Raw genomic sequence first — 24,692 nt, forward strand, 5'->3', positions numbered from 1 at the left:
CGCGCCGGCCATCCCGATCCGCCGTGCAGCGCAGGAACCTGCTCCCTCGGCCTGTGCAGGAACCTGCTCGCCTCGGCCCTGTCGAAAGCCACCGATGCCCAGGCCCCTCCTCCCGCTCGCCGGACTCCTCGTCACCGCCGCCCTCGGCGCCGCCGCGACCTCCGACGCGGCCACGGACCACCGCGACGCGGTCGCCCGCGGACTCGACCTCTTCGTCCACGCGCCCGACCGCGGCGCGCCCGGCGCCGCCCTGCCGGTCCAGGTCCTCGCGCTCGGATTCCCCACCGCGGTCACGCTCCGGCCGCTCGAGGCGGCCACCGTGGAGGCGACCTGGGATCCCGAGCACCTCGGCAAGGTCAGCGCCGTCCCGCCGCCCGTGCGGGTCACCACTGACGCGAAGGGGCGCGCTCACCTCGACGTCCCCATCCCCGACGGGCCCGAGCGCGAGCTCCGGCTGCTGCTCGGCGTGCGCGCCGGCGACCGGCAGCGGACCCGGACCCTCACCGTGCAGCGCCAGGCGCCGCTCCAGGTCGACCTGCACGTCCCCGACGCGCGCGTGGTGCCGGGCGGCGCGACGTCGGCGTGGATCACGGTGCAGAGCGAGGCCTCGGGGCAGCCGGCCCCGCGCGTCCCCGTGGAGGTCAGCCTGCTCGAGGGCGGCGTCGCGCGGCACACGGCCGTGGTCACCACCGACGCGGCCGGCGTCGCCATGGCGCGCGTGCCCGTCCCCTGGATCGACGAGCCCGGATGGCGCTGGGTCCTCCGCGCCCGCGTGCGGGGCGCGGAGGGGGCCTCGTCGAACGCCGCGCAGATCTCCCTCTCGCCGCGCGAGGAGACGCCCGGCGCCCCGCAGATGCTGGCCGAGTGGTCCGAGCAGGACCTGCGCGCCGGCGACCGCGCCGCCTACGTGATCCGGATCCGCGACGGCGCCGGCCAGCCGGTGGTCGGGTTGCCGGTGCGCGTCTGGACCGGGCCGAAGGGCACGAGCCCGCCCGAGGACAGGGCCGCGTGGGAGAAGCTCACCACGCCCGCGCGCACCGACGCGGCCGGCGAGGTCCGCGGCGCGGCCGCGGCGCCCACCACCGTGGTGCAGGGGGTAGGGACCACGCTGCGCCTCGTCGCGCGCGCCTCGCTCGAGGGGCACGAGCTCGAGCGCGAGGCCACCGTCTCCGTGGAGAGCCCCACCTCGGAGGCGGAGCTGCTCCCGGAGGCGGGCGCCATCGTCCCGGGCGCCGCGCAGCGCATGCTCCTGCGCGTCCGCGACGCGCGGCGGAAGCCGGTGCAGGGCACCTTCACCGTCGAGGGCGACCGCCTCCAGGCCACCGTGACCACCGACGCGTACGGCGAGGCCGAGGTGGCCTGGGACGCGCCCGCCGATCTCGGGGCCTTCCGCAACGTCGGGCCGTGCGCCGGCGGCGTCGCGGCGGCGGTGCGCGTGCGGCCCGCGGGCGAGCTCCCGGCGCTCGCGTCGCGGCGCGAGCCGTTCGCGCTGTGCGTCTCCGTCGATCGCGAGGCCACGGCGCTGCTCCGGCCCGAGCGGCTCCTCGCCCGCGCCGGCGACGCGCTCGCGCTCCGCGTGATCGACGCCGGCGGCGCGGACGCCCGCGCTGGCCGGCGGCCGGAGGGCGGCAGGGCGGCGGACGCCGCCGGCTGGAGCGTGATCGTCCAGTCCTCCGCCAGCGCGGCGCGCGCGGCGAGCGCCTGGATCGCCGGGGGCCCGGAGGGCGGCGCGCTCGGCCTGCCCGAGGGCGCGGCCGGCGTGTGGACGCTCAGCGCCGCCGCCCCCCGGCAGGGCGCCGCCGCGCGGCAGGCCGGCGGCGCGGTGCTCGTCGCGCCGCGCGTGCTCCCGCGGCTCGAGGCCCGCATCGCCGGCGGCCGCGCGGCCCCGCGCGGCGCCGTCGACGTCGACCTCGCGCTCACCGACGGGGGCGGCCGCGGGCTGCCCGGGACCGTCGCGGCCGTCGTCGTGGACCTGCACGGCGGGGGCAGCGTCGGCGGCCTCGCGGCGCTCGACACGCGCGCGCGGCTCTGCCAGGGCATGGTCGAGCCCGAGCGCTGCGGCGCCTTCCTGGAGGGCGATCCCGCGCTCGATCCCCTCCGCCGCGCGGAGCTCGGCGCGCGGGCGCGCGCGGCGATCGCGCCGGCGATCGATCCGGCCGGCGCCGCGAAAGCGGCGCTCGACGAGGCGTTCGGGAAGGTGCTCCGCTCGCTCGAGGGGGCGGTCTTCGAGGCCACCAGCGACCCGGAGCGGCTGCGCGACGTGCGCCGCCGCGGGCCGGACGGCGCCTATGCATGGAACCCCGAGCTGATGACCCTGGTCACGGCCGCCATGGATGCGCCGCCCGAGACGCCCGGCGGCGAGCCGCTCTCGCTCGCGGACCTCCTGTCGGTGGACCCGCAGGTCACGTTCGATCACGTCGCTCGCCGCGTCACCCGCCTCAAGCTCTTCCGCATCCTCGCCGCGGCGCGCGCGTTCCGGCGCGAGCGGCTGCTCGACCCCGACGAGCCGGCGCTCCGCGATCCGAACGCGCTGCTCCGCCGCCTGGTGCGCGACGAGCAGCTCGAGGAGTCGCTCCTGCGCGATCCCTGGGGCGGCACCATCCAGTTCACCCCGACGACGGCGCCGCCCGCGCCGTTCCTCACGGTGCGGCGCGGCTTCGCCCTGCACGCGCCCGGGCCCGACGGCCGGATCGGCACGGGCGACGACGTGCGCGATCCGTTCGAGCGCGTGCTCCGCTCGGGCACGCCGTACGCCAGGGCGGTCGGCGAGGATCGCCTTGTCGATGCGAAGTTCGACATGGAGGTCGGCGACGCCACGGTGTCGGCGTGGGAGAGCCTCCTGGAGGAGCTCACGGGCACGTCGCTGGGCGAGGGGAGCGGCCTGGGCGGCCTGGGCCTGTCCGGCGTGGGTTCGGGCTCCGGCGCGGGGTTCGGTCAAGGCCACGGCAGGCTGGGCGGCGCGGCCCGGACCTCGTACGGCGCGCCGCGGGGCGTGTTCTTCTGGTCGCCGCCCCAGCGCACGGACAGGGATGGCCGGCTGCGGATGCGCGTTCCGCTCGGCGACGTCGAGACGACCTACCGGCTCGCCTTCGTGGGCGTGCCGGACGGCGCCACGCCGGCCACGGCCACGCTCGACGTGCCCACCGCGCAGCCGCTCTCGGCGCGCGTGGAGGCGGGCGCCGCGTGGGTCGAGGGCGACGAGGTCGACGTGGAGATCTCGGTCCGGAACCGCTCGCCGAGGCCGCTCCGCGCGACCGTGGCGCTCACGGCGCGCGGCGCGGCCGCCCTCGCGGACGCGCGGAGCCGGGCGGCGGCGGTCGACGTGCCCGCGGGGGGCGCGGCGCCGGTGCGCGCGCGGGTGCGGGCGCTGCGCGCGGGGCGGGCGGAGCTCGCGGTCGCCGTGAAGGCGCAGGGGACGCCGGGCGACGCGCTCGTGCATGCGTGGGACGTGGGCCCGGCGGGCGAGCCCACCGACCTGACCCACGCCCAGGGCGTCGAGGGCGGCGCGACGGCCACGCTGCGCGTGTCGGCGGACGCGCAGCGCTACCGCCTCACCGGCCGCCCCCGGCTCGTCGTCGAGCGCGGCCTCGCGAGCGCGCTCGCCGCGGCGCTCGAGGCCATGGATCCCGATCGGCTCACGTCCGCCGGGGCGATGGCGGACGCGGTGGAGGTCGCGGCGCTCGTGGGCCGCTGGGCCGCGGCGCGCGGGGGCGAGGGCGCGCCGCTCGTCGCGCGCGCGGAGGACATCGGCCGCCGCGCCGTGGGCCGGCTGCTCGCGTACAGGGCCGGCAAGAAGGACGTGGGCTTCTGGCCCCCGGCGCTCCGGGCGCGCACCTTCGCCCCCGCGGCCGTGGTGGAGGAGCTGCCGGAGCTCGACGCGCGCTGCCCGCCCGAGCCGCTCCAGCCCACGGCGGCGCTCGACGCGCTCGAGGTGGAGCCCTCGCCGGCCGGGGGCGCGGTGAACGCGTGCTGGGACGCGCTCGTCACGGGCACGCTGGACGAGGTGATCCGGAGCGGCGATCGCGTGGCGCTCGCCCGGGTCCTGCTCGCGCTCGCGGAGCGGCCGCACCGGGCCGCGCTGGCCGCGAACGTGGCGGACCGGCTGCGCGCCTGGGTGGCGCTGGGCCCGACCGGTGGCATCTCGCTGCCGCCGGAGCAGGCCGAGGACCGGAGCGCGCGCGCGGTCGTCTACGCGGCGCTGCTCCGCGCTGCCGGGCTCGGCCGGAGCGCGGCGCCGCCCGCGAGGCTCCTCGGCTGGGTGGGCGTGCAGCGGGACGTGCGCGGCGGCTACGGCGCGCCGGCCAGCACGCTCGCGGCGGTGCGCGCGCTCCTGGCCCACGGGGGCGAGGGCCGCGAGGTCGCGCGGGTGACGGTGACGTCGGGCGGCGCGCGGCGCGACGTGGAGGTCGGTCCGTCGGGGCGGCTCGTGGTGCCGCTCGACGCGGGCGCGACCGAGGTGGCGCTCGCGGTGGCGGGGCCCGCGGTCGTGGCGCGCCTGGAGCGCCCGGCGCTCCGGCGCTGGAGCCGACCGCCGACCGCGGCGGCGAGCCCCGTGCAGGCGGAGATCTCCTGGCCGAAGCGCCCGCGCGCGGGCGCGACGGGCAAGCTCGGGGTCTCGCTGCGCCACACGCTGGGCCGTCCGATCGAGGTCGACGTGCGCATCCCGCTCCCCCCCGGGGTGTCGCTGGCCGCGCCGCTCGACGGCGTGCGGCAGGTGAACGGCGTGCTCGCGCTGCGGGCCTCCCTGGACGCGAGGCGGCTCTCGACGCTCGTGGAGATCCCGGTGCGCTTCGCGCTCGCCGGGAAGGTGACGGCGCCCGAGGCGCAGGCCCGGGTGGCGCACGAGGAGCTGCCGCGCGCGGTGGTCCCGGCGCGGCCGATCGTGATCGAGTGAGCGCCGGCGAGCTTGCCGCCGTCGCCTCCGGCCATCGTATCCTGGGCGCCGTGCGGCCTCGCCCGACCGCCTCGCCCACCCGCGCTCGCGAGCACCTCGCCATCCTCGCTGGCGCCCTGGCCGCGGGCGCCTGCGGGGCGCTCTTCGATCAGGTCACCGCCACGATCTCTCCGGAGTATTTCCTCGACGGAAAGGGCCTCGCCGCGTCGAGCTTGCCGTTCCGGCTCGCGGTCGCGTGGACGGGGTTCCGCGGAGGTCTGCCGCTCGGCGCCCTCGTCACCGGCGTGGGCCTCCTCCGCGCCGCGCGCAGCGACCGGTTCTCGTGGCGCGCCTGGCTGGCCAGGATCGTGGCGGCGCTCGCCGTGGCGCTCGCGCTCTGCCCGGCCGTCATGGCGGCGCTCGACCCGTTCGGTGTGCGCGAGGCGAGCCTCGGCGCGTGGCCCCCCGGCGCCGCCACACGGTACCTCGTCTGCTGCGGGATCCATGCGGGCGCCTACCTCGGCGTCCTCGTCGGCGTCCTCCTGGACGGCCGGCCCGCCCTCAGCCGATCGCCCCAGCCGCGAGCTGGCGGGTCCTCCGCTGACCCATCGACGGATAGCTAGGCAGACACGGCAACCCCGCAGGAGGTCCTCGCATGCCCTTCCAAATCCCACCGCCCCTGCTCGAACGCCTGCGCGCTCGACGTCTTGAGCAACGTCAGCTGCGGGCAACGCGCAGCGCTGCCGGCGCGCCGCGCGAGCAGACGGGCGGCAACTTCATCGATTCCATTCGACACCTCTTCTCTGGAGCTTCTTCCGTCGAGCAGGTGGCCGGGCGGTACGTCGCGGCCATGAGCTCCTGGCAGGACGAGGTCGAAGACAAGTACGACGCGTTCTTGCTCGACCCCGGCATGGGACCGATGACCTATCTGACCTCCGACGGCCGCGTCCTCGAAGACCTCCGTGGTTGGGACGGCGATGAGCTCGTCGAGGTTGGTGGTTTGAGCGCACACTCCGCGCTGATCGTCGGCGCCCGGAAGACGGGCATCGTCGAGCTTCTCGAGCTGATCCCGCAGCCTCCTCCGGGGTCGTCCGTCTGCTCGAAGTGCAACGGCAAACGCGTCGTTGAACCGGTGCCCGGACTCGGAGCCGAGCTCCCCTGCACCGAGTGCGACGCGCGCGGGTGGATTGATGCCGCCTAACTCCCGAATGAGCCCGCCGAGCCACTCCGTGGCCCCTTGCGGCGCCGCTCCGTGGCTCGCGGGTCCTTCGAACGTCGGCCAGGAGACAGAAGACTGGGCAAGCGGGAGAGTTGCTCGCGAGGTCGAGGCGCCTCCCGTGGGCTGCACGTCGATGCCGTGCGCGCCGGCATGAACCAGGCGCCGAGCGCTCAGACCTGTGCCATGCCGCCGTCGACGAAGAGCTCGCTTCCGTTGGTGAAGCTGCTGTCATCGGAGGCGAGGAAGACGGCGGCCTTGGCCACCTCTTCCGGCAAGCCGAGCCGCCCGAGGGGGGTGCTGGCGACGAGGCTCGCCTTGATCTGCCGCGCCTGCTCCTCGGTCGCGCCGAGCCCGCGCAGCCCTGGCGTGTCGATCGGCCCCGGGCTGAGCACGTTGACGCGGATGCCGCGGTCCTTCAGGTCGAGCGCCCAGGTGCGCGCGAAGCTCCGCACCGCGGCCTTGGTCGCGCTGTAGACGCTGAACGCAGGGGAGCCGGTGGAGGCCGCCGTCGAGCCGTTGAGGATGATCGACGCCCCGTCACGCAGCAGCGGCAGCGCCTTCTGGACCGTGAACAGCACCCCCTTGACGTTGATGGCGAAGGTCTTGTCGAAATGCTCCTCGGTGATCGCGCCGAGCGGGGCGAGCTCGCCGCCGCCGGCGTTGGCGAACAGGACGTCGATGGGGGCGCCTCGCTGCTTCACCACCTCGAAGAGGCGATCGAGATCGGCGAGGCTCGAGACGTCGCTCCGGACGCCCGTGGCCCTCTCGCCGATCTCCCTCACGGCCGCGTCGAGCTCCGCCTGCCGCCGCCCGGTGATGAAGACGCGCGCGCCCTCCGCCGCGAACCGCTTCGCCGTCGCGAGGCCGATCCCCGTGCTGCCGCCTGTGACAATCGCTACCTTCCCCTGGAGTTTGTTGCTCATGGTGTCCGTCCCTCGATCGCGGCGCTCGACGTCGCCGGCCCCCTGGGTTTAAAGCCGAAGCGGGGGGCGGCCAGCCGACGATCGTGGCACGCTGCGTTCCGCTGGCAGAACGCAGAGATCACCGATGCAGGATCTGAACGACTTCTTCTTCTTCGCCGAGGTCGTGGCGAACGGCGGGTTCGCGAAGGCGGGGCGCGCGCTGCGGCAGCCGAAATCGAAGCTCAGCCGGCGGATAGCGCAGCTCGAGGCGCGGCTCGGCGTCCGCCTCATCGAGCGCTCGTCCCGCCGCTTCAGCGTCACCGAGGTGGGCCAGGCGTTCTATGAGCGCTGCCGATCCGTCATGAGCGAGGTGGCGCTGGCGGAGGCCATCGTCGCCGAGGCGCACGGCGAGCCGCAGGGGCTCGTCCGGCTGAGCTGCCCCACGGGCATGATGGAGCTGGTCGGGCCCATCCTGCCCTCTTTCATGGAGCGCTACCCGCGTGTCGCCCTCCAGGTCATCCCCACCAATCGGCGCGTCGACTTGATCGAGGAGCGAATCGACATCGCGCTTCGGGTGCGCACGAGGCTCGACACCGACGCCACGCTCACCCGGAAGACGCTCGCGAAGAGCCGTCGGCTCCTCGTCGCGAGCCCCGCCCTCGCGCGTCGCCTGGGCGGCGCGCCGGACATCGCCGCGCTCGCCTCCGTACCGACCCTCAGCCCGAGCGAGCAGGCCGGCGAAGAGGTGTGGGAGCTCGTCGGGCCCGAAGGGCAAACGCACGTCGTGCATCACGCGCCGCGCCTCTCGTGCGGCGATTTCGCCGCCCTGCGAGCGGCGGCCATCGCGGGGCTGGGCGTGGCGTTGTTGCCCGATCACATCGCCGCGGCGGACTTGAGGGCTGGCAAGCTCGTCCGCGTCTTCCCCGAGTGGTACGTGACCGAGGGCATCGTCCACCTCGTGTTCACCTCGCGCCGCGGCTTGCCGCCCGCGGTCCGGGCGCTGATCGAGCACCTCGCGCGCCACATCCATGACGACGTGATGAAGGAGGGTATCGATTGAGGATGCCGTCGCCCCGAAGGGCTGGCCACGACGCCCACGCGAGCGTGCTCCTCGGCGCGGCCGTGCTGCTCTCGGCGCGCAGGACCGCAGCTCTCCGCGCTCGCTCCAGGGGAGCGGCCGCTCGAGACCGACCCCCTCCGAGGCCGGGGCGCGCTATCCTCGCGCTGTCGTGATCAACCTCCGCACCCTCGCGCCAGGCGACGAGGCCGCCCTCGAGGCGTTCCTCGTCCAGCACGCCGACAGCTCGATGTTCCTGCGCTCCAACGTGCGCGCCGCCGGCCTCGCTGACCGCGGCAGACCTTACGAGGCCACCTACGTGGCCGCGTTCGAGCAGGACCGCATCGTCGCCGTCGCCGCGCATTGCTGGAACGGGCTCGTGCTCGTCCAGGCGCCCGTCCACGCGGAGGCCGTCGCGCGCGCCGCCGTCGAGCGCTCCGGTCGCGCCGAGCGGCTCGGCGTCTCCGGCCCGTACGGGCAGGTCGCCCGCGCCCGCGAGGCGCTCGGCCTGCCCGAGCACGGCGCGGCCCGCGACGCCCGCGAGACGCTGTTCTCCCTGGATCTCTCGGCGCTCCGCGTGCCCGACTCGCTCGCTTCCGGCGGCGTGCTCTGCCGCCGCTCCGAGCCGGCCGACGTCGATCGGCTCGCCCGCTGGCGCGCCGCCTACTCCGTCGAGCTCTTCGGCTGGTCGCCCGGCCCCGCGCTCGACGCGTCGTCGCGCGAGCAGGTCGCGCGCCAGCACGAGGACGGCGACGCTTACGTCCTCGTGGCGGGCGAACGGCCGGTGTCGTGCACGTTCTTCAACGCGCGCCTGCCCGACATCGTGCAGGTCGGCGGTGTGTGGACTCCGCCCGAGCTGCGCGGGCGCGGCTACGCGCGCGCGGCCGTCGCCGGCTCGCTGCTCGCGGCGCGGGACGGCGGCGCGGCGCGCGCGATCCTCTTCACGGGCGCCGAGAACCGCGCGGCCATCGCCGCCTATGCGTCGCTCGGATTCACGCCCGTCGGCGATTACGGGCTCTTCTTGCTCGCCGGCGCCTGAGCGCGCCCATCCCGCCCGGCCCGGCGCGGCGCTACTGGCACGCGCCCTGGTCGATCCAGTCGGCCGGGCACCACGAGGTCGGGTTGCTGGGCGGGCAGGCCGGGTTCGACCACCAGACCTGCTGGGCAGCGACCCACAGGTGGCCGCCGTCGGTCACCCGGGTGCCGGGCGTATAGACCTGCGCCGAGGCCCACGCCGGCACACCGCTGCAGTCCGCGCCCGCCGCGTGCAGCCGGCTCTGCGGGATCACCTCCCGGACCTGGCTCGGGCTCGACCAGAAGAGCCGGATCGTCGCGTCGACGCTGTTCTCGTAATACTCGAGCTTCACGTCGTACGGCTGGCCCGCCACGAGCGAGAGGGTGGCGCTGTCCAGCGTGGAGCTGTGATCCGTCCAGTTGTCGATGAGCAGCGTGCCGTTCACCCAGAGGCGCACGCCATCGTCGGACTCGGTCGAGAGCGTGTACGTCTCCGTGTAGCGCGGCACGAGCTGTCCGGTCCAGCGCGCGGAGAAGCCGTCGGCGGGAACGGACCCTCCGGGCGAGCTGGTGCCCCAGCCGAACGCCACCATCGGGTCGGTGCGGACGAACGGAGTGCCGGTCAGGCTGGTGTTGCTGAAGTACTCGCCGCGGAGGCCGTCGCCGTTGCCGTCGGGCGGGGGCGTGCAGGCCTCCCAGGTGGCCGGCGACGTGGTGAGGCTGCGGTTCTGGTAGGCGTACGGCGTGAACTGATTGAAGGACCAGGTGCTCGCGCCCGACAGCGGCTGCCAGGTGCCCGCGGTCGTCTTCACCTCCTGGCGAAGCATCTTGATGGGCGCGTCGCAGGGGATCTCCGGCGTGACCTGGCCCTCGGACGCCCAGTGCTCGACGTCGTGCGTGTACATCTCGATGTTCCCGGGGTCGTCCTCCGCGAGGAACTGCCAGCCCTTGCCGTCGTTCACGTCGACGTAGAGGCAGATCTGAGAGCCGTTCACGTCGGCCACGCGCTCGGTCGTGCACGACTCGTACTTGAAGGCGACATGCTGCCCGGGCTGAAGCTCGATAAGGTCGCCGCCGAGCCCGCAGGTGCCCCCGATGGGGACGCCGGTCTCGAGGTTGTGCCAGTCGTAGGCGCAGCTCGGGTGATTCCCCGTGACGCCGTTGTCGTCGGCGAAGTAGTAGACGAACCAGCCGGGCGGATAATGATAGATGCCCGATTCGAGGTTGTTGTACCACTGGCCCACGGCGGTCCAGGCCGTGCTCTCGTTCAAGAGCTCGGGGACCTCCCACTCGACGATCCAGCCGCGCGTGTCGCCGACGTTGCCCGTGTAGCTGCTCGTGAGATCGTAGCTCCCCCACCTCTGGGTCGCCACGCCGAGGCTCTCCTCGCCGTCGTCGCCGGCCCAGGCGACGCACCCGGTCGGCCCGAGGGCGCCGAGGAGCAAGAGCGCCATGCCGGCGCGCCATCCGGCGGCGCGCTGACCGCGAGGAGAGGAGGTATCCGTCAACGAAGAGAGGATCTTTGTCATGGATGCCTTTCTTGAGCAGCGCCCTGCCTCCGCGCGATGCGCGAGGTGGGCGCGAGATCGCGGAGACGGACGAGGCCCGGCGCGCGGCGCGAGGGCGCCGCTCTCCGAGGTCCCCCCCCCGCGAGGGCTCAATGGGCGCTGTTTAGGTCGCCCGCCGGAGCGATTCCAATGCGTAGATCGCATCGACCTCATGCATTGAATGCATGCCAGCGCGCGAGCGGCGCTCGACTCCGATCCGGGGCGAGCCGAGCGCCGCGAGGCGCGCTCACACCACGGCGCGCGCGAACTGTCCCGGCGTGATGCCGACGATGCGCTTGAAATGCCGGTTGAGCTGGCTCTGGTCGTAGAGGCCGACGCGCGCGGCGATCTCGGACGGCGGCACGCCCCGCGTGAGGAGCGCCCGGGCGCGACCGATGCGCAGCTGCGTCACGTAGGCATACGGCGTCACGCCGAGCTGGTCGCGAAACGCGCGAATGAGCTGGAACTTGTCGAGCCCCACGTGCAGCGCGATCTCGTCGAGGGAGAGCGCGGTGACGAAGCGCTCGCGGATGAGCTCGAATGCGCGGCGCAGGCGGGCGCTGGCACGACATGGCCTGTCCTTCATCAGGCCCACAGATCCGGAGCGAATCCTATGGGACGGTTGCAAGATAAAGTCGCGCTCATCACGGGTGGAAACATGGGGATCGGCAAGGCCGCGGCGCTCTTGTTCGCCCAGGAGGGCGCCAAGGTGGTCATCGCCGCTCGCCGGGCGGCCGAGGGCGAGAGGACGGCCGCGGAGATCGTCGCCCGAGGGGGAGAAGCCATCTTCGTCCCGACGGACGTGTCGCGCGCGGCCGACTGCGCCGCCATGGTCGCTGCCGCGGTGAAGAGGTACGGGCGGCTCGACGTCGCGTTCAACAATGCAGGCGTGGAGCAGGTCGTCAAGAGCGTGCCCGAGCTCGAGGAAGACGAGTGGGATCGCGTGATCGACATCAACCTGAAGGGCGTCTTCCTGTCGATGAAGTTCCAGATCCCGGAGATGCTCAAGGCCGGCGGGGGCGCGATCGTCAACACGTCCTCCGTCGGAGGCCTCGTGGCGACGCCCGGTCTGTCCGCGTACGTGACGTCGAAGCACGGCGTCATCGGGCTGACCAAGGCCGCGGCCGTCGATCTCGCGGCTCGCAACGTGCGGGTGAACGCGATTTGCCCCGGGGGCACGCACACCGCGATGTTCGACAGGTGGATCGAGGATGAAGCCGTGGAGCAACGCGTCCTCGCGAGCCACCCGATCGGCCGGTTCGCGGACCCGATCGAGCCGGCTCGGGTGGCCCTCTTCCTGGCGAGCGACGAGGCGTCGTTCGTGACCGGGGTCGCGCTGCCCATCGATGGCGGGCTCGTCGCGGCCTGACACGGCCGCCGTGTGGACGGACCGTATCCTGTAGAATGGCTCCCAAGCGAATCGATGTGGTCAACCCCGCCATCGAGTGGAGCACGATGGTCTTCGTGCGGACCCCATCGCGGCTGCCGGTCCGCGGCGTCTCGCCCTGATCGACCGGGGCTGACGTTTCCGCGAGGGCAAGACTGCCCTTCCTCGGCCGCGTCTACAGCGCGCCGCCGCGGCCTGCCAGAGTCCGGGCGTGGGCTCCGCCGCGTCGAGAGCATCGTCATGTTCGCGGACATCCCGAAGGAAAGGCTGAAGTAGATGACCACGATCACCCCCTCCGACCTCGATCGCTTTCTCCGTGAGGACGACGGCAAGCCCGTCGTCATGCTGAACCTCCTCCGCTTCCGCCCCGACGGCGGCCGCGAGCGCTACTTCGAGTACATCGCGCTCGCGCGCCCCGTCCTCGCCCGCCACGGCGGCGAGATCCTCTACGCGGGCGACGGCAAGACGGCGCTCTCTGCCGAGTCCGGCCAGTCCTGGGACTGCGTCGCCCTCGTCCGGTATCCCTCGCGAAGGGCGTTCACGGACATGATCGCCGACCCGGAGTACCACCGCGCCGACCCCGTGCGCCTCGCCGCGCTCAGCGAGGCCGTGCTCCAGCCGACACAACCGTTCGGCTGAAGCGCTCCGCGCTCTCGAAGCGCCTCAGCGCTCCTCGTACTCGCGCTCGGCGTCCGCTTCATCGCCAGAGCAGCCGAGGGCGACCGTCCCGGCGACGCAGAAGGACACCGCGACGGCACTCCGCAACAACAACGAATTCTTCATCGTGAAACTCCTTCGTCCTCAGGTGACATCACAGGACGTCTCGGTGAGCCGTCGATTCCTGCCCTCGCTGAAGCAGGCGCTGGGGCTCCGATGACGTCCTTGGCGCTCAACGAAGCTCGTCGGCGAGCCGCCTGCCTATCGCTCGACCATCGCGAGCGGCGCGCGGCCTATCGGCCGACCACCGCGAGCGGCGCGTGGCCACGGCGGGCGACGCGGGCGAAGGCGCCGGGCGTGATCCCGAAGGCGCGCCGGAAATGGCCGTGCAGCTGGCTCTGATCGCAGAAGCCGAGCGCGCTCGCCACCTCGCTCACCGGCCTGCCCGCCGCCAGCCACGCGTACGCGCGCGCCATGCGCATGCGCAGCACGTAGGTGTACGGCGGGATCCCGTGCTCGGCGCGAAACGCACGGCACAGCTGGAAGCGATCGAGCCCCGCCGCCGCCGCAAGCTCGTCGAGCGAGAGGGCCTCGCCGAGGCGCGCGTGGACGAGCTCGACGACGCGCCCGAGGCGGCCGCGCGGCGCGCTGGCGTGCGGCCGCGCATCGGCGCCGTCGAGCTGGCGCACCAGGGCGTCGAGCGCCTCGGCCACGACGACCTGCCGCGTGAGCGGATCGGGCCGCCCGCGGTACGCACGGTGGAGGGCGAGCAGCGGCCGGCGATCGGGATGGCGCCGCTCGAGCAGCGGCACCCGCAGCGAAAGGCTCGGCCGCAGGCCGCGGCGCTCGGCCTGCTCGCGCACCAGCGCCACGTCGAAGTTCACGATCTGGAAGCGCGCCGGCCCGTCGCGCCGCAGGTCTCTGTGCACGCTCGCCGGCGCGTCGAAGTGCAGGTCGCCCGGCGCGCTGGCCACGCCGCCGCGGCGCGACCAGAACTCCGCGCGCCCGCGGTGGATCAGCGCCACCGCGTACGTCTCCTTGACCGCGCACCACAGCCGCTCGTCGGCGTCGATCAGCAGCGAGCGCACCCCGGGCACGTCGGCATAGGCGCGCAGCTCGGTGCGCACGGGCGCAGCGTCTCTCGGCATCCTCCGAGGGTAAACCGACGCCGGCGGCCGCGCTCGCCGAAGTTTTCGCGCGAGCGCTCGAGGACGACGCTCGCGGTCGCGCGCCAACGTTGGCGCAAGGAAGCCCAAGACGACGCCGCGGTCGCGCCGCATGCTCGCGCTCGATAGCGAGGAGCCCACGCATGAACGAATCGTCCGCCGCCCCCTGCTCGCCGCGCGTCGCCGCCAGCGCCGCGTTCTTGTGCTTCGCCCCCGTCATCGTCAGCTTCGCCGTCGCCCCCGGCGCGCTGTGGCCCGAGTACCCGGGCCTTGCCGTCCACCTCGCGGTCTTCGCGCTGGTCCCGAGCCTGCGCGCGCCGGAGTGGGCGCGGATGGCCGGCTACGGCTGGCTGTTCCTCGACGTGACCACCGGCGTGCTGGCGCTCAACGACGTGCCCCGCGCCGTCGCCGATCCGGTGCGGCTCGGCGCCCACATCTTCGCCGGCATCTGGATCGTGACGGCGTCGCGCGCCGGCTCGCTGCCGGTGAAGCTCGTCGGCGTCCCCGCCGGCGCCTTGCTCTTCGCCTACAGCTTCGTCTCGCCCTTCTTGCCGCCGACGGTGCTGGCGCCGGCGTCGATCTTGATGATGGTCTGGTTCGCGCTCATCGCCTGGCAGAACGGCAGCCAGCGGCGCGCGTGACGCAGCCGCGCGTCAGAGATTGGGGAGATTCGGCGCGGTATGAGTAGGGGATCCAAACGCCTTTGCGACGGCAAGTGCCCACTCGCCCCGACGTTCGGTTGACATCATCGCGTGCTCGGACCGCGCGGCGCGCACGCGAAGGTCTTAGAACCGCACGATCCGCCCCCCACGCCCCTCTCCCCGCGTCGGTCCCGTGCCCCGCCCGGCGCCGGGGCTTGGCGCCGCCCGCCGATCGCCTACCATGGCCCCGATGGCCGACACCTTCGCCACCTTCTCCCTCGAGGGCGACAAGCTCCCCGCGGACACCGCCGTGACCCGCTTCGAGGCCGTCGAGGCCATCTCCACCCCCTACACGGTCGAGGTGCGCTTCGCGACGCTGGACGCCGCCTTCCGGGTCGAGGACTGCCTGCGCAGCCGCCTCTGCCTCCGCGTCACCGACTCCTCCGGCCAGGAGCGCCTGTTCGACGGCATCGTCGACCGCGCCGGCTTCGCGCGCCTCGCCGGCGACTCCCGCCAGTTCGACGTCCGCCTGCGGCCCGCCCTCGCGGCCCTCGCGCACCGCGAGGGGTGCCGCATCTTCCAGGAGAAGACCATCGTCCAGGTGGCGCAGACGATCTTCGAGGAGGCGGGCTTCGGCGACAAGGTCGAGTGGCGGACCGCGAAGGAGTACGAGCCGCGCGAGTTCATCGTCCAGTACCGCGAGTCGCACCTCAACTTCGTCGCACGCCTCCTCGAGGACAACGGCCTCTTCTACTATTTCCGGCACGAGGCCGGCGGGCACACGATGATCATCACCGACGACCCCGCCGCCTTCGCGGTCGAGGAGGGGACGCCGGCGCTCTTCCGCATGGCGCAGGGCGGGCTCCCGGGCAGCCTGCCGCTCAAGAAGCTCGCGCGGACGCGCGCGCTGCGCACGAGCAGCGTCCACCTCCGGGACTACGATTTCGAGAGGCCCGACGTGAAGCCCGAGTCCTCGCTGCCCCGCAAGGAGGCCTTCGTCCTGCCCTATTTCGAGTACCCCGCCGGCTTCACCAAGGGGAGCGTGGGCGCCCGCCGCGCCGACGCCCGCATGCGCGAGCTCGCCGCCGACGCCGACGTGTGCGAGGGCGAGAGCCGCGCGGCCGGGCTCAAGGTGGGCGAGCCGTTCCTCGTCGAGGGCGCCGCGGAGCCGTGCCTGAACGGCGAGTTCGTGGTCACCCACCTCGTCTCGCGCGGCAACCAGACGCTCACCGGCGGAGACACCAACGTCGACGTCGAGAACCACTTCCGCGGCATCCCCAAGGGCGCCCCCTTCGCGGCCGAGCGCCGCGCGCGGCGGCCGCGCATCCGCGGCGTCCAGACCGCGGTCGTCACGGGGTCGAGCACCCAGGAGCAGGCGATCCACGTCGACAAATACGGCCGCATCAAGGTCCGCTTCTTCTGGGACCGGCAAGGCCAGCAGGACCACACCTCGAGCTGCTGGCTGCGCGTCTCGCAGATCGCGATGGGCGGCTCGATGATCCTCCCCCGCGTCGGCTGGGAGGTCTCCGTCGCCTTCCTCGACGGCGACCCGGACCGGCCCGTCGCCCTCGGGCGCACCTACAACGCCGAGAAGACGCCGCCGCAGACGCTCCCCGCCTCGAAGGCGTCCGGCTCGCTGAAGAGCATGTCGTCGCCGGGCGCGGGCGGCCACAACGAGATCGGCATGTCCGACAGCTCCGGCAGCCAGGGCTTCGGCATCCACGCCCAGAAGGACCTCAACGTCACCATCGGCAACGACAAGGTCGAGGAGGTCGCGGTCAACGAGGAGCAGCACATCAGCGTGAACGGCTCCCGGTCGGTCAAGGTCGACGAGTCGATCTCCGTGGCCGGCAATCAATCGCTCGACGTCGGCGCGGTGCTCTCGCACAAGATCTCGGGCAACCAGAGCATCTCGATCGGCGGCAACGACACGACCAACGCGATCAGCAATTACGTCGAGAAGGTCACCGGCAATCGCTCCTACACGGTGAGCGGCAACCAGATCACGATCTCGAACGGCGTCGAGCAGTCGATCACCGGCGACATGAGCCGCAAGGTCGGCGCGCTCCAGCTCTCCGGGAGCCTCGCCTCGATCAACGACAACGTCCTCGGCGGCATGACCGAGACGGTGGGCGCCGTGAAGGCGCAGATCATCAACGGCAGCCACGGAGAGCAGATCACCGCGAACAAGGACCAGACGTCGCTCGCGGCCGAGCTCCACCTCACGAAGGGCTCGCTCTCCCACGTGGCGGCCGGCGTGACCAACCTCGTGGGCGGGCTCCATTACCAGAAGCTGAACGGCGATCTCGTGGTGCAGGCGCCGCTCATCACGCTCCTCGGCGCCGTCGGCGTCTTCAAGGGCGGCGGCAGCGAGCTCAAGCTCGGCGGCGGGCCCATCGTGATCAAGGGGTCCAAGATCGCGGTCAAGGGCGCGCTGGTGGTCAAGATGGGCGCGTCGATGAAGCTCGGATCGTGAGGTCCAAGGGCGCTTGTGAGGTGAAGAGTGGCTGACCATCATGTCCTCGCGATCCCCTCCGTCAGCGTGGAGGGCAAGGTCTACCGGGTGCTGCGCTTCGAGCTCTCCGAGCAGCTCTCGGAGCTCACCCATCTCGAGTGCGAGCTGCTCGACGACGCGGCGGCGCTCCCGAGGCCGAAGGAGGTCCTCGGCAAGCGCGCGGTCTTCACGCTGTCGCGCAGCGACGACACGCAGACCCGCTCCTTCGCGGGGACCATCGTGCTCGCCGAGCTCCTGCCCGACCCGGACGACGTGCCGACCTTGCGGATCCAGGTCGCGCCGGCGCTGTGGAACCTGGCGCAGCGCGCCGACTGCCGGATCTTCCAGGACAAGAGCGCGGTCGACATCGTGAAGGAGGTCCTCGAGGGCGCGGGCGTGCCCGCGGGCCAGCAGGACTGGCGCGTGACCGAGCCGCACCCCGCGCGGGTCTACACGGTCCAGTACCGTGAGCGGGACCTCGATTTCGTCCACCGCCTCCTCGCCGAGGAGGGGATCTACTTCGCGATCCACACGAAGGGCGAGCAGGACGTGGCCGTCTTCAGCGACGCAGAGGCCGGCCTCGAGGACATCGAGGGCGCGACCTCGCTCCCGTTCTTCCAGGACTTCGGCGTCGCGGGCTCGGCGGATCGCGTCGCGCGCCTCTCCCGCGAGGTCTCGGTGCGGAGCGACAAGGTGTTCGTCCGCGATTACAACCCGGAGAAGCCCTCGCTCAAGCTGGAGGCGTCGGCCGAGAGCAGCGACCCCGGGGAGCACGCGCTGGAGATCTACGAGTACCCGGCGCGCACCGCCGACGTGAGCGTGGCGGAGCGGCTCGCCAAGGTGCTGCTCGACGCGGTGCAGGCCGAGCGCGACGTCGTGCGCGGCGAGACCGGCTCGCTCGCGCTGCTCCCGGGCCGGCGCTTCTCGGTGGAGGGCCACCCGTACGATCCGCTCAACCAGGAGTACCTCGTGGTCCGCTCGCGCATCGCCGGGAGCCGGCCGCGGAACTTCGAGCTCTCGGGCCGCGACGCCGCCGTGGAGGGCGCGCGCGACGTCCGGATGGCCTGCGAGTTCTGGGGCGTTCCGACCGGGACCACGCGCTACCGGCCCCCGCGCCGCGCCCGCGAGCAGGTCATCCCGGGCGCGCAGACCGCGATCACGACCGGGCCCTCGGGGCAGGAGATCCACACCGACGCGAGCGGGCAGGTGAAGGTGTCGTTCCACTGGGATCGCTCCGGCAAGAAGGACGACACGTCGAGCCGCTGGATCCGCACGAGCCAGGTGCCGACCGGCGGCTCCATGCTGCTGCCGCGCGTCGGCTGGGAGGTCACGGTGCGCCACGTCGAGGGCGACGCGGATCGGCCCTTCGTGATGGGCCGCATGTACAACGCGCTGACGCCGCCGCCCTACGCGCTGCCGAAGGAGGCCGGGAAGAGCTCGCTCCAGACCGCGACGACGCCGGGCGGGGGCAGCAGCAACGAGCTCCGGACGTCGGACACGAAGGGCGGCGAGGAGATGTTCATCAACGCCTCGAAGGACATGTCCACCGAGGTGAAGAACAACGCCACCGAGTCGATCGGCAACAACCACGCGAAGAAGATCGGCGCGGACCAGACGACCAACGTCACGAACAGCATGACGAGCAGCGTCGGGGCCAACCAGAAGATCTCGGTCGCGGGCAACCAGGCGATGAAGGTCGAGACCTTCCACGTGGACGACATCGGCGGCGATCACTCGCTCTCGATCGGCGGCAACCGCGACATGAAGATCGGCGGGGATCACAAGCGCGACGTCGCCGGCGACAGCGCGCTCAACGTCTCGGGCAACCAGATCGATCTCGTGGTCGGGTCGGTCACCGACCAGACCCTGGCCGGCTTCAACCACGAGGTCGGCGCGGCGCTCGTGGAGCTCGCGCTGGGCCACCGCTCCGTGACGGTCCAGGGCGACCGGAGCGAGACGGCGACCGGCGCGAAGGTGATCGCGGTCAAGGCCGGGCGCGGCGTCCAGGTCGGCGGATCGATGAACGTGAAGGTCGGCGGCGCGATCGTCAACGTTGCCAACGGGGATCGCGTGGAGAGCTCGCTCGGCGCCTACACCGAGCTCGCGGGCGGCGCGCACCTCGTCAAGGCGAACAACGTCGTCTTCGAGGCGACCGGCGCGCTCACGCTGGTGATGGGCGCGTCGATCGTGTCGCTGACGCCCGCGAGCGTCGCGATCCTCGGCGTGTCCGCGAAGCTCGACGGCGACGTCGCCGACACCGCGGCGCTCGTGATCGACAACTGAGGAGCAGGAGGCGAACGTGGCACGCGAGACCATTGCGCACTTCACGATCGACGAGGTCCCCGCCGCCCGGGTGCTCCGCTTCGAGTCGATCCACGAGGCGGGCAGGCCGCTCGTGGTCGACGTGGAGGTGATCCTCCACGTGTTCCAGGAGCTCGACGCGATGATCGGCAAGCCCGCGGCGCTCTCCTTCGGCGCGCCCGGCGAGGCGCCGCGCGTCCTCGCCGGCACGGTGGAGGCCGCGACCTCGATCGGCTCCACCGAGCTCGGCATGGAGGCGATCGGCGCGCGCTACGTCGTGCGCGTCGTGTCCTCCCTCGCGCTCCTCGCGCGCAGCGTCGACTCCCGCATCTTCCAGGACATGAGCGCCAAGGAGATCGTCGCGCAGGTCCTCGAGGCGCACGGGGTCGCCCGGGTCGAGTGGCGGCTCAGCGGCGACTGTCCGAAGCGCGAGTACTGCGTGCAGTACCAGGAGAGCGCGCTCGCGTTCATCTCGCGGCTCATGGAGCACGAGGGCATCTACAGCTTCGTCGAGGTGGACGCCGACGGGGAGCTGCTCGTCTTCGACGACGACAGCGCCATCGCCGCGCCGATCCCGGGCGACCCCGCGCTGCCGTTCCGGCGGCGCACGGGCCTGAGCGCGGCGGACGAGCGCGACGCGATCTACGCGATCCGCGAGCTCGAGCGGGTGCGCTCCGGCAAGTTCGTCCTCCGCGACTTCGACTTCGAGCGGCCGCAGCTCGACCTCACGGCGAGCGCGGCGTCGAGCGAGCACGCCGAGCTCGAGCGATACGACTACCCAGGCGGCTATTTCGAGCCGAGCGAGGGGCAGCGGCTCGCGCAGATCCGGCTCGAGGAGGAGCAGGTCGAGCGGCGCACGATCGAGATCGAGGCGGTCTGCCCGCGGCTCGCGGTCGGCCACACGCTCACGCTCACGGACGCCGGCGAGCTCGACGGCGAGTACTTCCTCTTCGCGGTGACGCACACCTTCGTCCACGACGACGGCGAGGAGCGCGAGGGCGGCGCGTCGCGCTCGAGGGCGCGGGCGCGCCTCGTGCCGGCCGACGTGAAGTACAGGCCGCGGCGCGTCACCCCGATCCCGGTCATCGAGGGGCCGCAGACCGCGACCGTGGTGGCGCCGGCCGGCGCGCAGCCCGAGGCGATCCACACCGACGAGCACGGGCGCTGCAAGGTGAAGTTCCACTGGGATCGCAGCGACGTCGCCGACGACAAGGCCTCGTGCTGGATGCGGGTCGCGCAGCTCCAGACGTCGGGCTCGATGATGCTCCCGCGCATCGGCTGGGAGATGATCGTCGAGTTCCTCGAGGGGAACCCCGATCGTCCGATCGTCACCGGCCGCCTCTACAACGGCGTGTACATGCCGCCGTACGCGCTGCCGGAGGGCAAGACCCGCACGGCGATCCGGACCGCGAGCACGCCGGGCGGCGGCGGCGCCAACGAGGTGCGCTTCGAGGACAAGGCGGGCGCCGAGGAGATCATGGTGCACGCCCAGCACGACATGAAGACGGCCGCCGCGAACAACGCCAAGAAGAACATCGGCAACAACGAGACCACGGTGGTCGGGAACAACGCGTCCCTCGAGGTCGGCGGCAACCAGACGACGAAGATCACGAAGGGCTCGTCGAACACGGTGGGCGCGGATCAGACGATCAGCGTGGGCGGCAACCGCACCCTCGAGGTGAACGCGGTGTCGGCCGTGACGGCGAAGGGCAACGCGACGACCACGGTGGGCGGCAACCAGTTCGAGATGGACGGCAACCCGCTCGAGGCGATGCTGGCGCTCGCGGCGCAGGCGGCGGTGCAGTTCGCGAGCGTGATGGCCAACAACGCGATCTCGGCGATCCAGGGGCAGGTCGACGGCGCGATCAACCAGGTGATGGGGCCGATCAACGCGCTGACGCAGCAGGCGCAGGGGGTCGCGGGCGCGATGCGGGCCGTCGCCGGCGGGGACATGGGCCGCATGCCGGCGATGATCGCGGGCGCGTCGGGCATCCCAGGCGCGAGCCAGCTCGCGGCCTCGATGGGCGGAGGCGGCGGCGGGGGCGGCGGGGGCGGCGGCGCGCCGGGCGGCTCCGGTCCTCCGAACATGCTCGCGTCGATCGCCTCGAACGCGGTGCACAGCAGCCTGGCCGGGCGGGTCTTCGTCCAGCCGGAGGCGCTCGCCTCGGCGCTCGGCATGGACGCGGCCGGCGGCGGCGGCGAGTCGATGGCGAACGCGGCCGGGCCGGAGGGCAACGTCGACGGCGTCGACGCGACCGATCGCGAGAAGGGGCCCGGGCACTCGACCGCGAAGGTGGCGGGCACCCACAAGGAGGACGTGGGCTCGATGAAGATCCTCGGCGCGATCCGGGACATCGACAACAACGTGACCGGCAAGAAGACGATCGACGTCGGCGCCGCGACGGTGCAGGTCGCGTTCGGCAGCTACGCGGAGAGCGTCACCGGCTCGAAGAGCGAGAAGGCGACGGGGCTCGTGGTCCTCAGCAACGCGGGCGAGAGCGAGACGATCACCGGCTCGCGCACGGCGATGGTGGGCGGCGCGGTCGTCGACAAGCTGAAGGGCTCGCACGTGGTGCAGGCGGTGGGGCCCGCGACGTTCATCGGGGCGTTCCACAAGGTGGAGGCGAAGGGCGCCATCGTGTTCAAGTGCGGCGCCAGCGAGGTGGTGATCAATGGCGGCGGCGTCACCATCAGCTCTCCGCTCGTGGCGCTCCTGGCGCCGAAGATCCAGCTGCCGAAGAAGGTCTCGGAGGTGTGATGGCGGCCTCGTTCGACGGGGATCCCGGGCGGTCCGGCGCGCCGGCCGCGGTGGAGGAGCTGGAGCCCGAGGGCGAGCCCGGGGGGGCGTCTGGGGCGCCGCGCGTGACCCTGGACGACGTGCTCGCCGAGCCGGCCGCGGAGGTCGCGGCGCCGCTCCCGGCGCGGGGCGCGCAGCCGCTCGGCGTCGCGATGCGGACCGCGCGCGTGGCCGCGGTCGCGGGGCGGCAGGCGCGGATCGTCGTGCGGGGCGCGGCGGGGCAGGTCGAGGCGCTGGTCGCGCCCGAGGTCGATCCCGACGTGATCGCCGACGCGCACGCCCGCGGCGACGCGGTGCTCGTCGAGCTCTGCGAGGGCGAGCCGCCGCTGATCGTCGGGGCCCTGACGACGCAGCGGCCGAAGGCGCTCCACCTCAAAGCGGGGACCATCACGATCGAAGGCGAGCAGGAGCTGCTCCTCCGCTCCGGCCGGGGCGCGGTCCGCATCCGCGAGGACGGCGACATCGAGGTGGTGGGCAGCCGGATCAGCGCCGCCTCGCGAGGGTTGTTCCGGATCGTGGGGAGGCTGCTCCGGTTGAACTGACGGGATTCGCCGGGGAGAGCTCGCGGCGGAGGGGGCGCCGTCGAGCGCGCGAGGGATTCCTAGCCACTTTGCCGGCGAGCTCCCCAGGCCCGGCGCGGCGGGCCAGCGGCCGCTCTGGGGCGCCGCCGCGATCTACCGTGACATATCACGAATGTTCCGTGACATGTCACGAGCCGAGCGGGCGCTCGACCGAGGGACTGGCGCACTGCGCGCGGTGAAAGCGCTCGATTCCGCTCCGTTTTGTCCCCTGATGGTGAACTAATCCAGTTTCATTGCTTCTGCGCAGCGAGGGACCAACGCGTCCCGATATGGCACGCGCGCTGCACCTTCATCGGGCTGGCAGCCAGCATGGCTTGCTCGATCGTGCCGGGGCTTGGAGGACGCGCGCTGGCCCCTGGACCTGCCGCCCCGGCGGCGACGCGCCCACGATGCAGAGGAGCGAACATGAGAGCCGACTCACGCGTATACCTGCCATTGTTGATTACATCTCTTCTGTCCGGATGCGCAGGGACTGATGATGACGGCTCCGCGCCGCCCGAAGGTATCGGCGTCGCGGATCTCGAGGCATCGAGTCGTTTGCCGGAGCCTGCCGTGCGGCGGGTCGATCCGCCTCAGCTCACGCCGGAGCAGCAACGGCGGCAAGCAGAGGTGGATCAGCTCCTGGCCGAGCGATACCGCGGCTATCGGATCGTCGAGACGACCCAGGCCTACTCGGGCGACATCATCGACTGGGTGGATTCGGACACGATCCCCGGCGCGCGCCTCGCGCCGCCGCCGCCGCCCTGGTCGGAGAAAGACCTCCGCCCTGCGTCCGGCGCCCAGCTCGCGCGCACCGAGCTCGAAGCTTATCCAGAGCTACGCGGACCGAAGGGGACGACGCCGATCCACAGGCCCGATTTCTCGGTGTACGTGATGGGTGAGACCGACGCCCAGTCACTTCAAGACTACATCGAAAATTATCAGGTGAGCGGGCAGCCGGCAGGTCAGAATCGGCTTTACGCCGGGCTCAGCACGACCGCTGCAAACAAGGCGATCGCCGGCGTGATCAACCAGTTCCAGGGCGACGTAGAGACGGGAACTTTGACCCTGATTGAAGCGGCGACCCTATGCCGCGGGTGGAACGAGCCTACCACGCTGGAGATGGTCGGCGCGGTGGTGTCTCGCGACAGGGCCAACTTTGGCAACTCGCAGACGCGCATTCAGGTCGAGTTCTTCACGCATGGCCCCACGACATTCGGCAATAACGTGGGTGGATGGGACACCTTCGTCACCGGCTTCGTGCCCGCGGCGGGCCGCCCGTACGGCCCCAACTCCGTGGTGCTCGCGTCGACGCCGGGGCTGGCAACACAGCAGGAGAGTCGTTTCGATATCTCTCAAGACGCAAGCAGCAACTGGTGGGTCGCGCACAACGGGAACTGGCTCGGATACTATCCAGCCAGCCTGTTCAACCTGCTGAGTATCAGCGCATGTGAAGCGGCTTGGTACGGTGAAGTCTATGATCCGACGCCTACCGATTGGACGTGGACCGACATGGGGAGCGGACAATTCGATACCGCTGGATACGCGTTTGCCTCCTATGTGAGAAATCCCACGTACCTAGACTTGCTTGGAGTCGGCTGGTATCCGGGCGTGCACTTTGCCATGGGACCCGTCGACACTGCATGTTACACCCGCAGTGCATTGACGACGGGCGCTACCCCGTGGGATCGCTTCTTCTATCTTGGAGGTCCTGGTGGTAATGCTGTGGGGTGCAACTAGCTGCGATGGATAAGGCTCCGCGCGCCCGACACCGACGCCCGTTGTTCTGGCACGCTTCCTGCTTGGTCTTCGCGGGCTTGACCGCGTGTGCGGCGGCGCAAGAGAAGCCTGAGCGCCCCGCCGGGCATCCGGTGGGGCGCGCAGACCCGCCCCTGGCGGCCTCCGCGGGGGCCGCGTCGCCCGGCCCTCCGCCGCCCGGGGCTCCGCCCGCCACGCCCGCGGCGGCGGTCGTCGAAGAGGAGCCCCGGCGGCCGCCTCAGGACGTGCCGGAGCGAGCTTGTACGAAGGACGGCGAGTGCGGTGACGGTTTTTGCGATCGGGGTCGCTGCGCCGCGAC

The 24,692-nt window shown here is 72.5% G+C and carries 17 protein-coding genes; 13 read left to right on the top strand and 4 right to left on the bottom strand.

Going from position 1 to position 24,692, the window contains the following annotated elements:
* The first annotated feature begins 94 nt into the window (after positions 1-94).
* From WME98_RS43190 to WME98_RS43200, 3 genes are read left to right on the top strand one after another with little or no spacing between them, the layout of a single operon-like run.
* The gene (locus tag WME98_RS43190) at positions 95-4,894 is read left to right on the top strand and encodes an alpha-2-macroglobulin family protein (protein ID WP_437947467.1); all 4,800 of its coding nucleotides are present in this window, start codon (positions 95-97) and stop codon (positions 4,892-4,894) included.
* Positions 4,891-5,496 (top strand): hypothetical protein, encoded by a 606-nt coding sequence (locus tag WME98_RS43195; RefSeq protein WP_437947468.1) that lies wholly within the window; start codon positions 4,891-4,893, stop codon positions 5,494-5,496. Before WME98_RS43190 ends, WME98_RS43195 begins: the two co-directional genes overlap by 4 nt.
* 32 nt (positions 5,497-5,528) lie before the next feature.
* A complete protein-coding gene (locus WME98_RS43200; protein WP_437947469.1) occupies positions 5,529-6,074 on the top strand; it encodes a hypothetical protein in 546 nt (181 codons plus the stop codon).
* Between the two features lie 188 nt (positions 6,075-6,262).
* Here the strand turns inward: WME98_RS43200 and WME98_RS43205 are convergent, their stop codons facing one another.
* Positions 6,263-7,015 (bottom strand): glucose 1-dehydrogenase, encoded by a 753-nt coding sequence (locus WME98_RS43205; protein WP_437947470.1) that lies wholly within the window; start codon positions 7,013-7,015, stop codon positions 6,263-6,265.
* Between the two features lie 124 nt (positions 7,016-7,139).
* Between WME98_RS43205 and WME98_RS43210 the strand changes: the two genes are divergently transcribed.
* Both WME98_RS43210 and WME98_RS43215 read left to right on the top strand, forming a co-directional pair.
* The gene (locus WME98_RS43210) at positions 7,140-8,054 is read left to right on the top strand and encodes a LysR substrate-binding domain-containing protein (RefSeq protein ID WP_061622508.1); all 915 of its coding nucleotides are present in this window, start codon (positions 7,140-7,142) and stop codon (positions 8,052-8,054) included.
* Between the two features lie 169 nt (positions 8,055-8,223).
* Entirely contained in the window at positions 8,224-9,090 is an 867-nt protein-coding gene (locus WME98_RS43215) for a GNAT family N-acetyltransferase (RefSeq protein WP_437947471.1), read from the top strand.
* A 31-nt stretch (positions 9,091-9,121) separates the two neighbouring features.
* Here WME98_RS43215 and WME98_RS43220 read toward each other — a convergent pair whose 3' ends face one another.
* Positions 9,122-10,519, bottom strand: coding sequence for a PA14 domain-containing protein (locus WME98_RS43220; RefSeq protein ID WP_437947472.1), 1,398 nt, complete (start codon positions 10,517-10,519; stop codon positions 9,122-9,124).
* A gap of 340 nt (positions 10,520-10,859) precedes the next feature.
* Positions 10,860-11,198, bottom strand: coding sequence for a helix-turn-helix domain-containing protein (locus tag WME98_RS43225; protein ID WP_437947473.1), 339 nt, complete (start codon positions 11,196-11,198; stop codon positions 10,860-10,862).
* Positions 11,199-11,225: 27 nt separating this feature from the next.
* Here WME98_RS43225 and WME98_RS43230 point away from each other — a divergent pair, with 27 nt between their 5' ends.
* Both WME98_RS43230 and WME98_RS43235 read left to right on the top strand, forming a co-directional pair.
* Complete coding sequence (locus tag WME98_RS43230) at positions 11,226-11,981, top strand: SDR family oxidoreductase (RefSeq protein WP_437947474.1); 756 nt, start codon at positions 11,226-11,228, stop codon at positions 11,979-11,981.
* 294 nt (positions 11,982-12,275) lie between these two features.
* Positions 12,276-12,638 (top strand): DUF1330 domain-containing protein, encoded by a 363-nt coding sequence (locus WME98_RS43235; RefSeq protein ID WP_437947475.1) that lies wholly within the window; start codon positions 12,276-12,278, stop codon positions 12,636-12,638.
* A 311-nt stretch (positions 12,639-12,949) separates the two neighbouring features.
* Here WME98_RS43235 and WME98_RS43240 read toward each other — a convergent pair whose 3' ends face one another.
* Positions 12,950-13,804, bottom strand: a complete 855-nt coding sequence (locus WME98_RS43240; protein ID WP_437947476.1) for a helix-turn-helix transcriptional regulator — start codon at positions 13,802-13,804, stop codon at positions 12,950-12,952.
* 161 nt (positions 13,805-13,965) lie between these two features.
* Here WME98_RS43240 and WME98_RS43245 point away from each other — a divergent pair, with 161 nt between their 5' ends.
* The 6 genes from WME98_RS43245 to WME98_RS43270 all read left to right on the top strand — a co-directional run bounded on the left by WME98_RS43245 (position 13,966) and on the right by WME98_RS43270 (position 24,355).
* The gene (locus WME98_RS43245; protein ID WP_437947477.1) at positions 13,966-14,463 is read left to right on the top strand and encodes a hypothetical protein; all 498 of its coding nucleotides are present in this window, start codon (positions 13,966-13,968) and stop codon (positions 14,461-14,463) included.
* Positions 14,464-14,713: 250 nt separating this feature from the next.
* Entirely contained in the window at positions 14,714-16,939 is a 2,226-nt protein-coding gene (locus tag WME98_RS43250) for a type VI secretion system Vgr family protein (RefSeq protein WP_437947478.1), read from the top strand.
* 27 nt (positions 16,940-16,966) lie between these two features.
* Positions 16,967-19,240: a type VI secretion system Vgr family protein gene (locus WME98_RS43255; RefSeq protein WP_437947479.1), complete on the top strand. Its 2,274-nt coding sequence runs from the start codon at positions 16,967-16,969 to the stop codon at positions 19,238-19,240.
* 16 nt (positions 19,241-19,256) lie between these two features.
* Complete coding sequence (locus tag WME98_RS43260) at positions 19,257-22,016, top strand: type VI secretion system Vgr family protein (protein WP_437947480.1); 2,760 nt, start codon at positions 19,257-19,259, stop codon at positions 22,014-22,016.
* Positions 22,016-22,597 carry a hypothetical protein gene (locus WME98_RS43265; protein WP_437947481.1) on the top strand — a complete coding sequence of 194 codons (582 nt, stop codon included), beginning with the start codon at positions 22,016-22,018 and terminating at the stop codon, positions 22,595-22,597. The genes WME98_RS43260 and WME98_RS43265 overlap by 1 nt, the downstream gene beginning before the upstream one ends.
* 444 nt (positions 22,598-23,041) lie before the next feature.
* Positions 23,042-24,355, top strand: a complete 1,314-nt coding sequence (locus tag WME98_RS43270; protein WP_437947482.1) for a neprosin family prolyl endopeptidase — start codon at positions 23,042-23,044, stop codon at positions 24,353-24,355.
* Positions 24,356-24,692: the final 337 nt, after the last annotated feature.

It is taken from the genome of Sorangium sp. So ce296, assembly GCF_051529605.1.
GTDB lineage: Bacteria > Myxococcota_A > Polyangia > Polyangiales > Polyangiaceae > Sorangium > Sorangium cellulosum_D.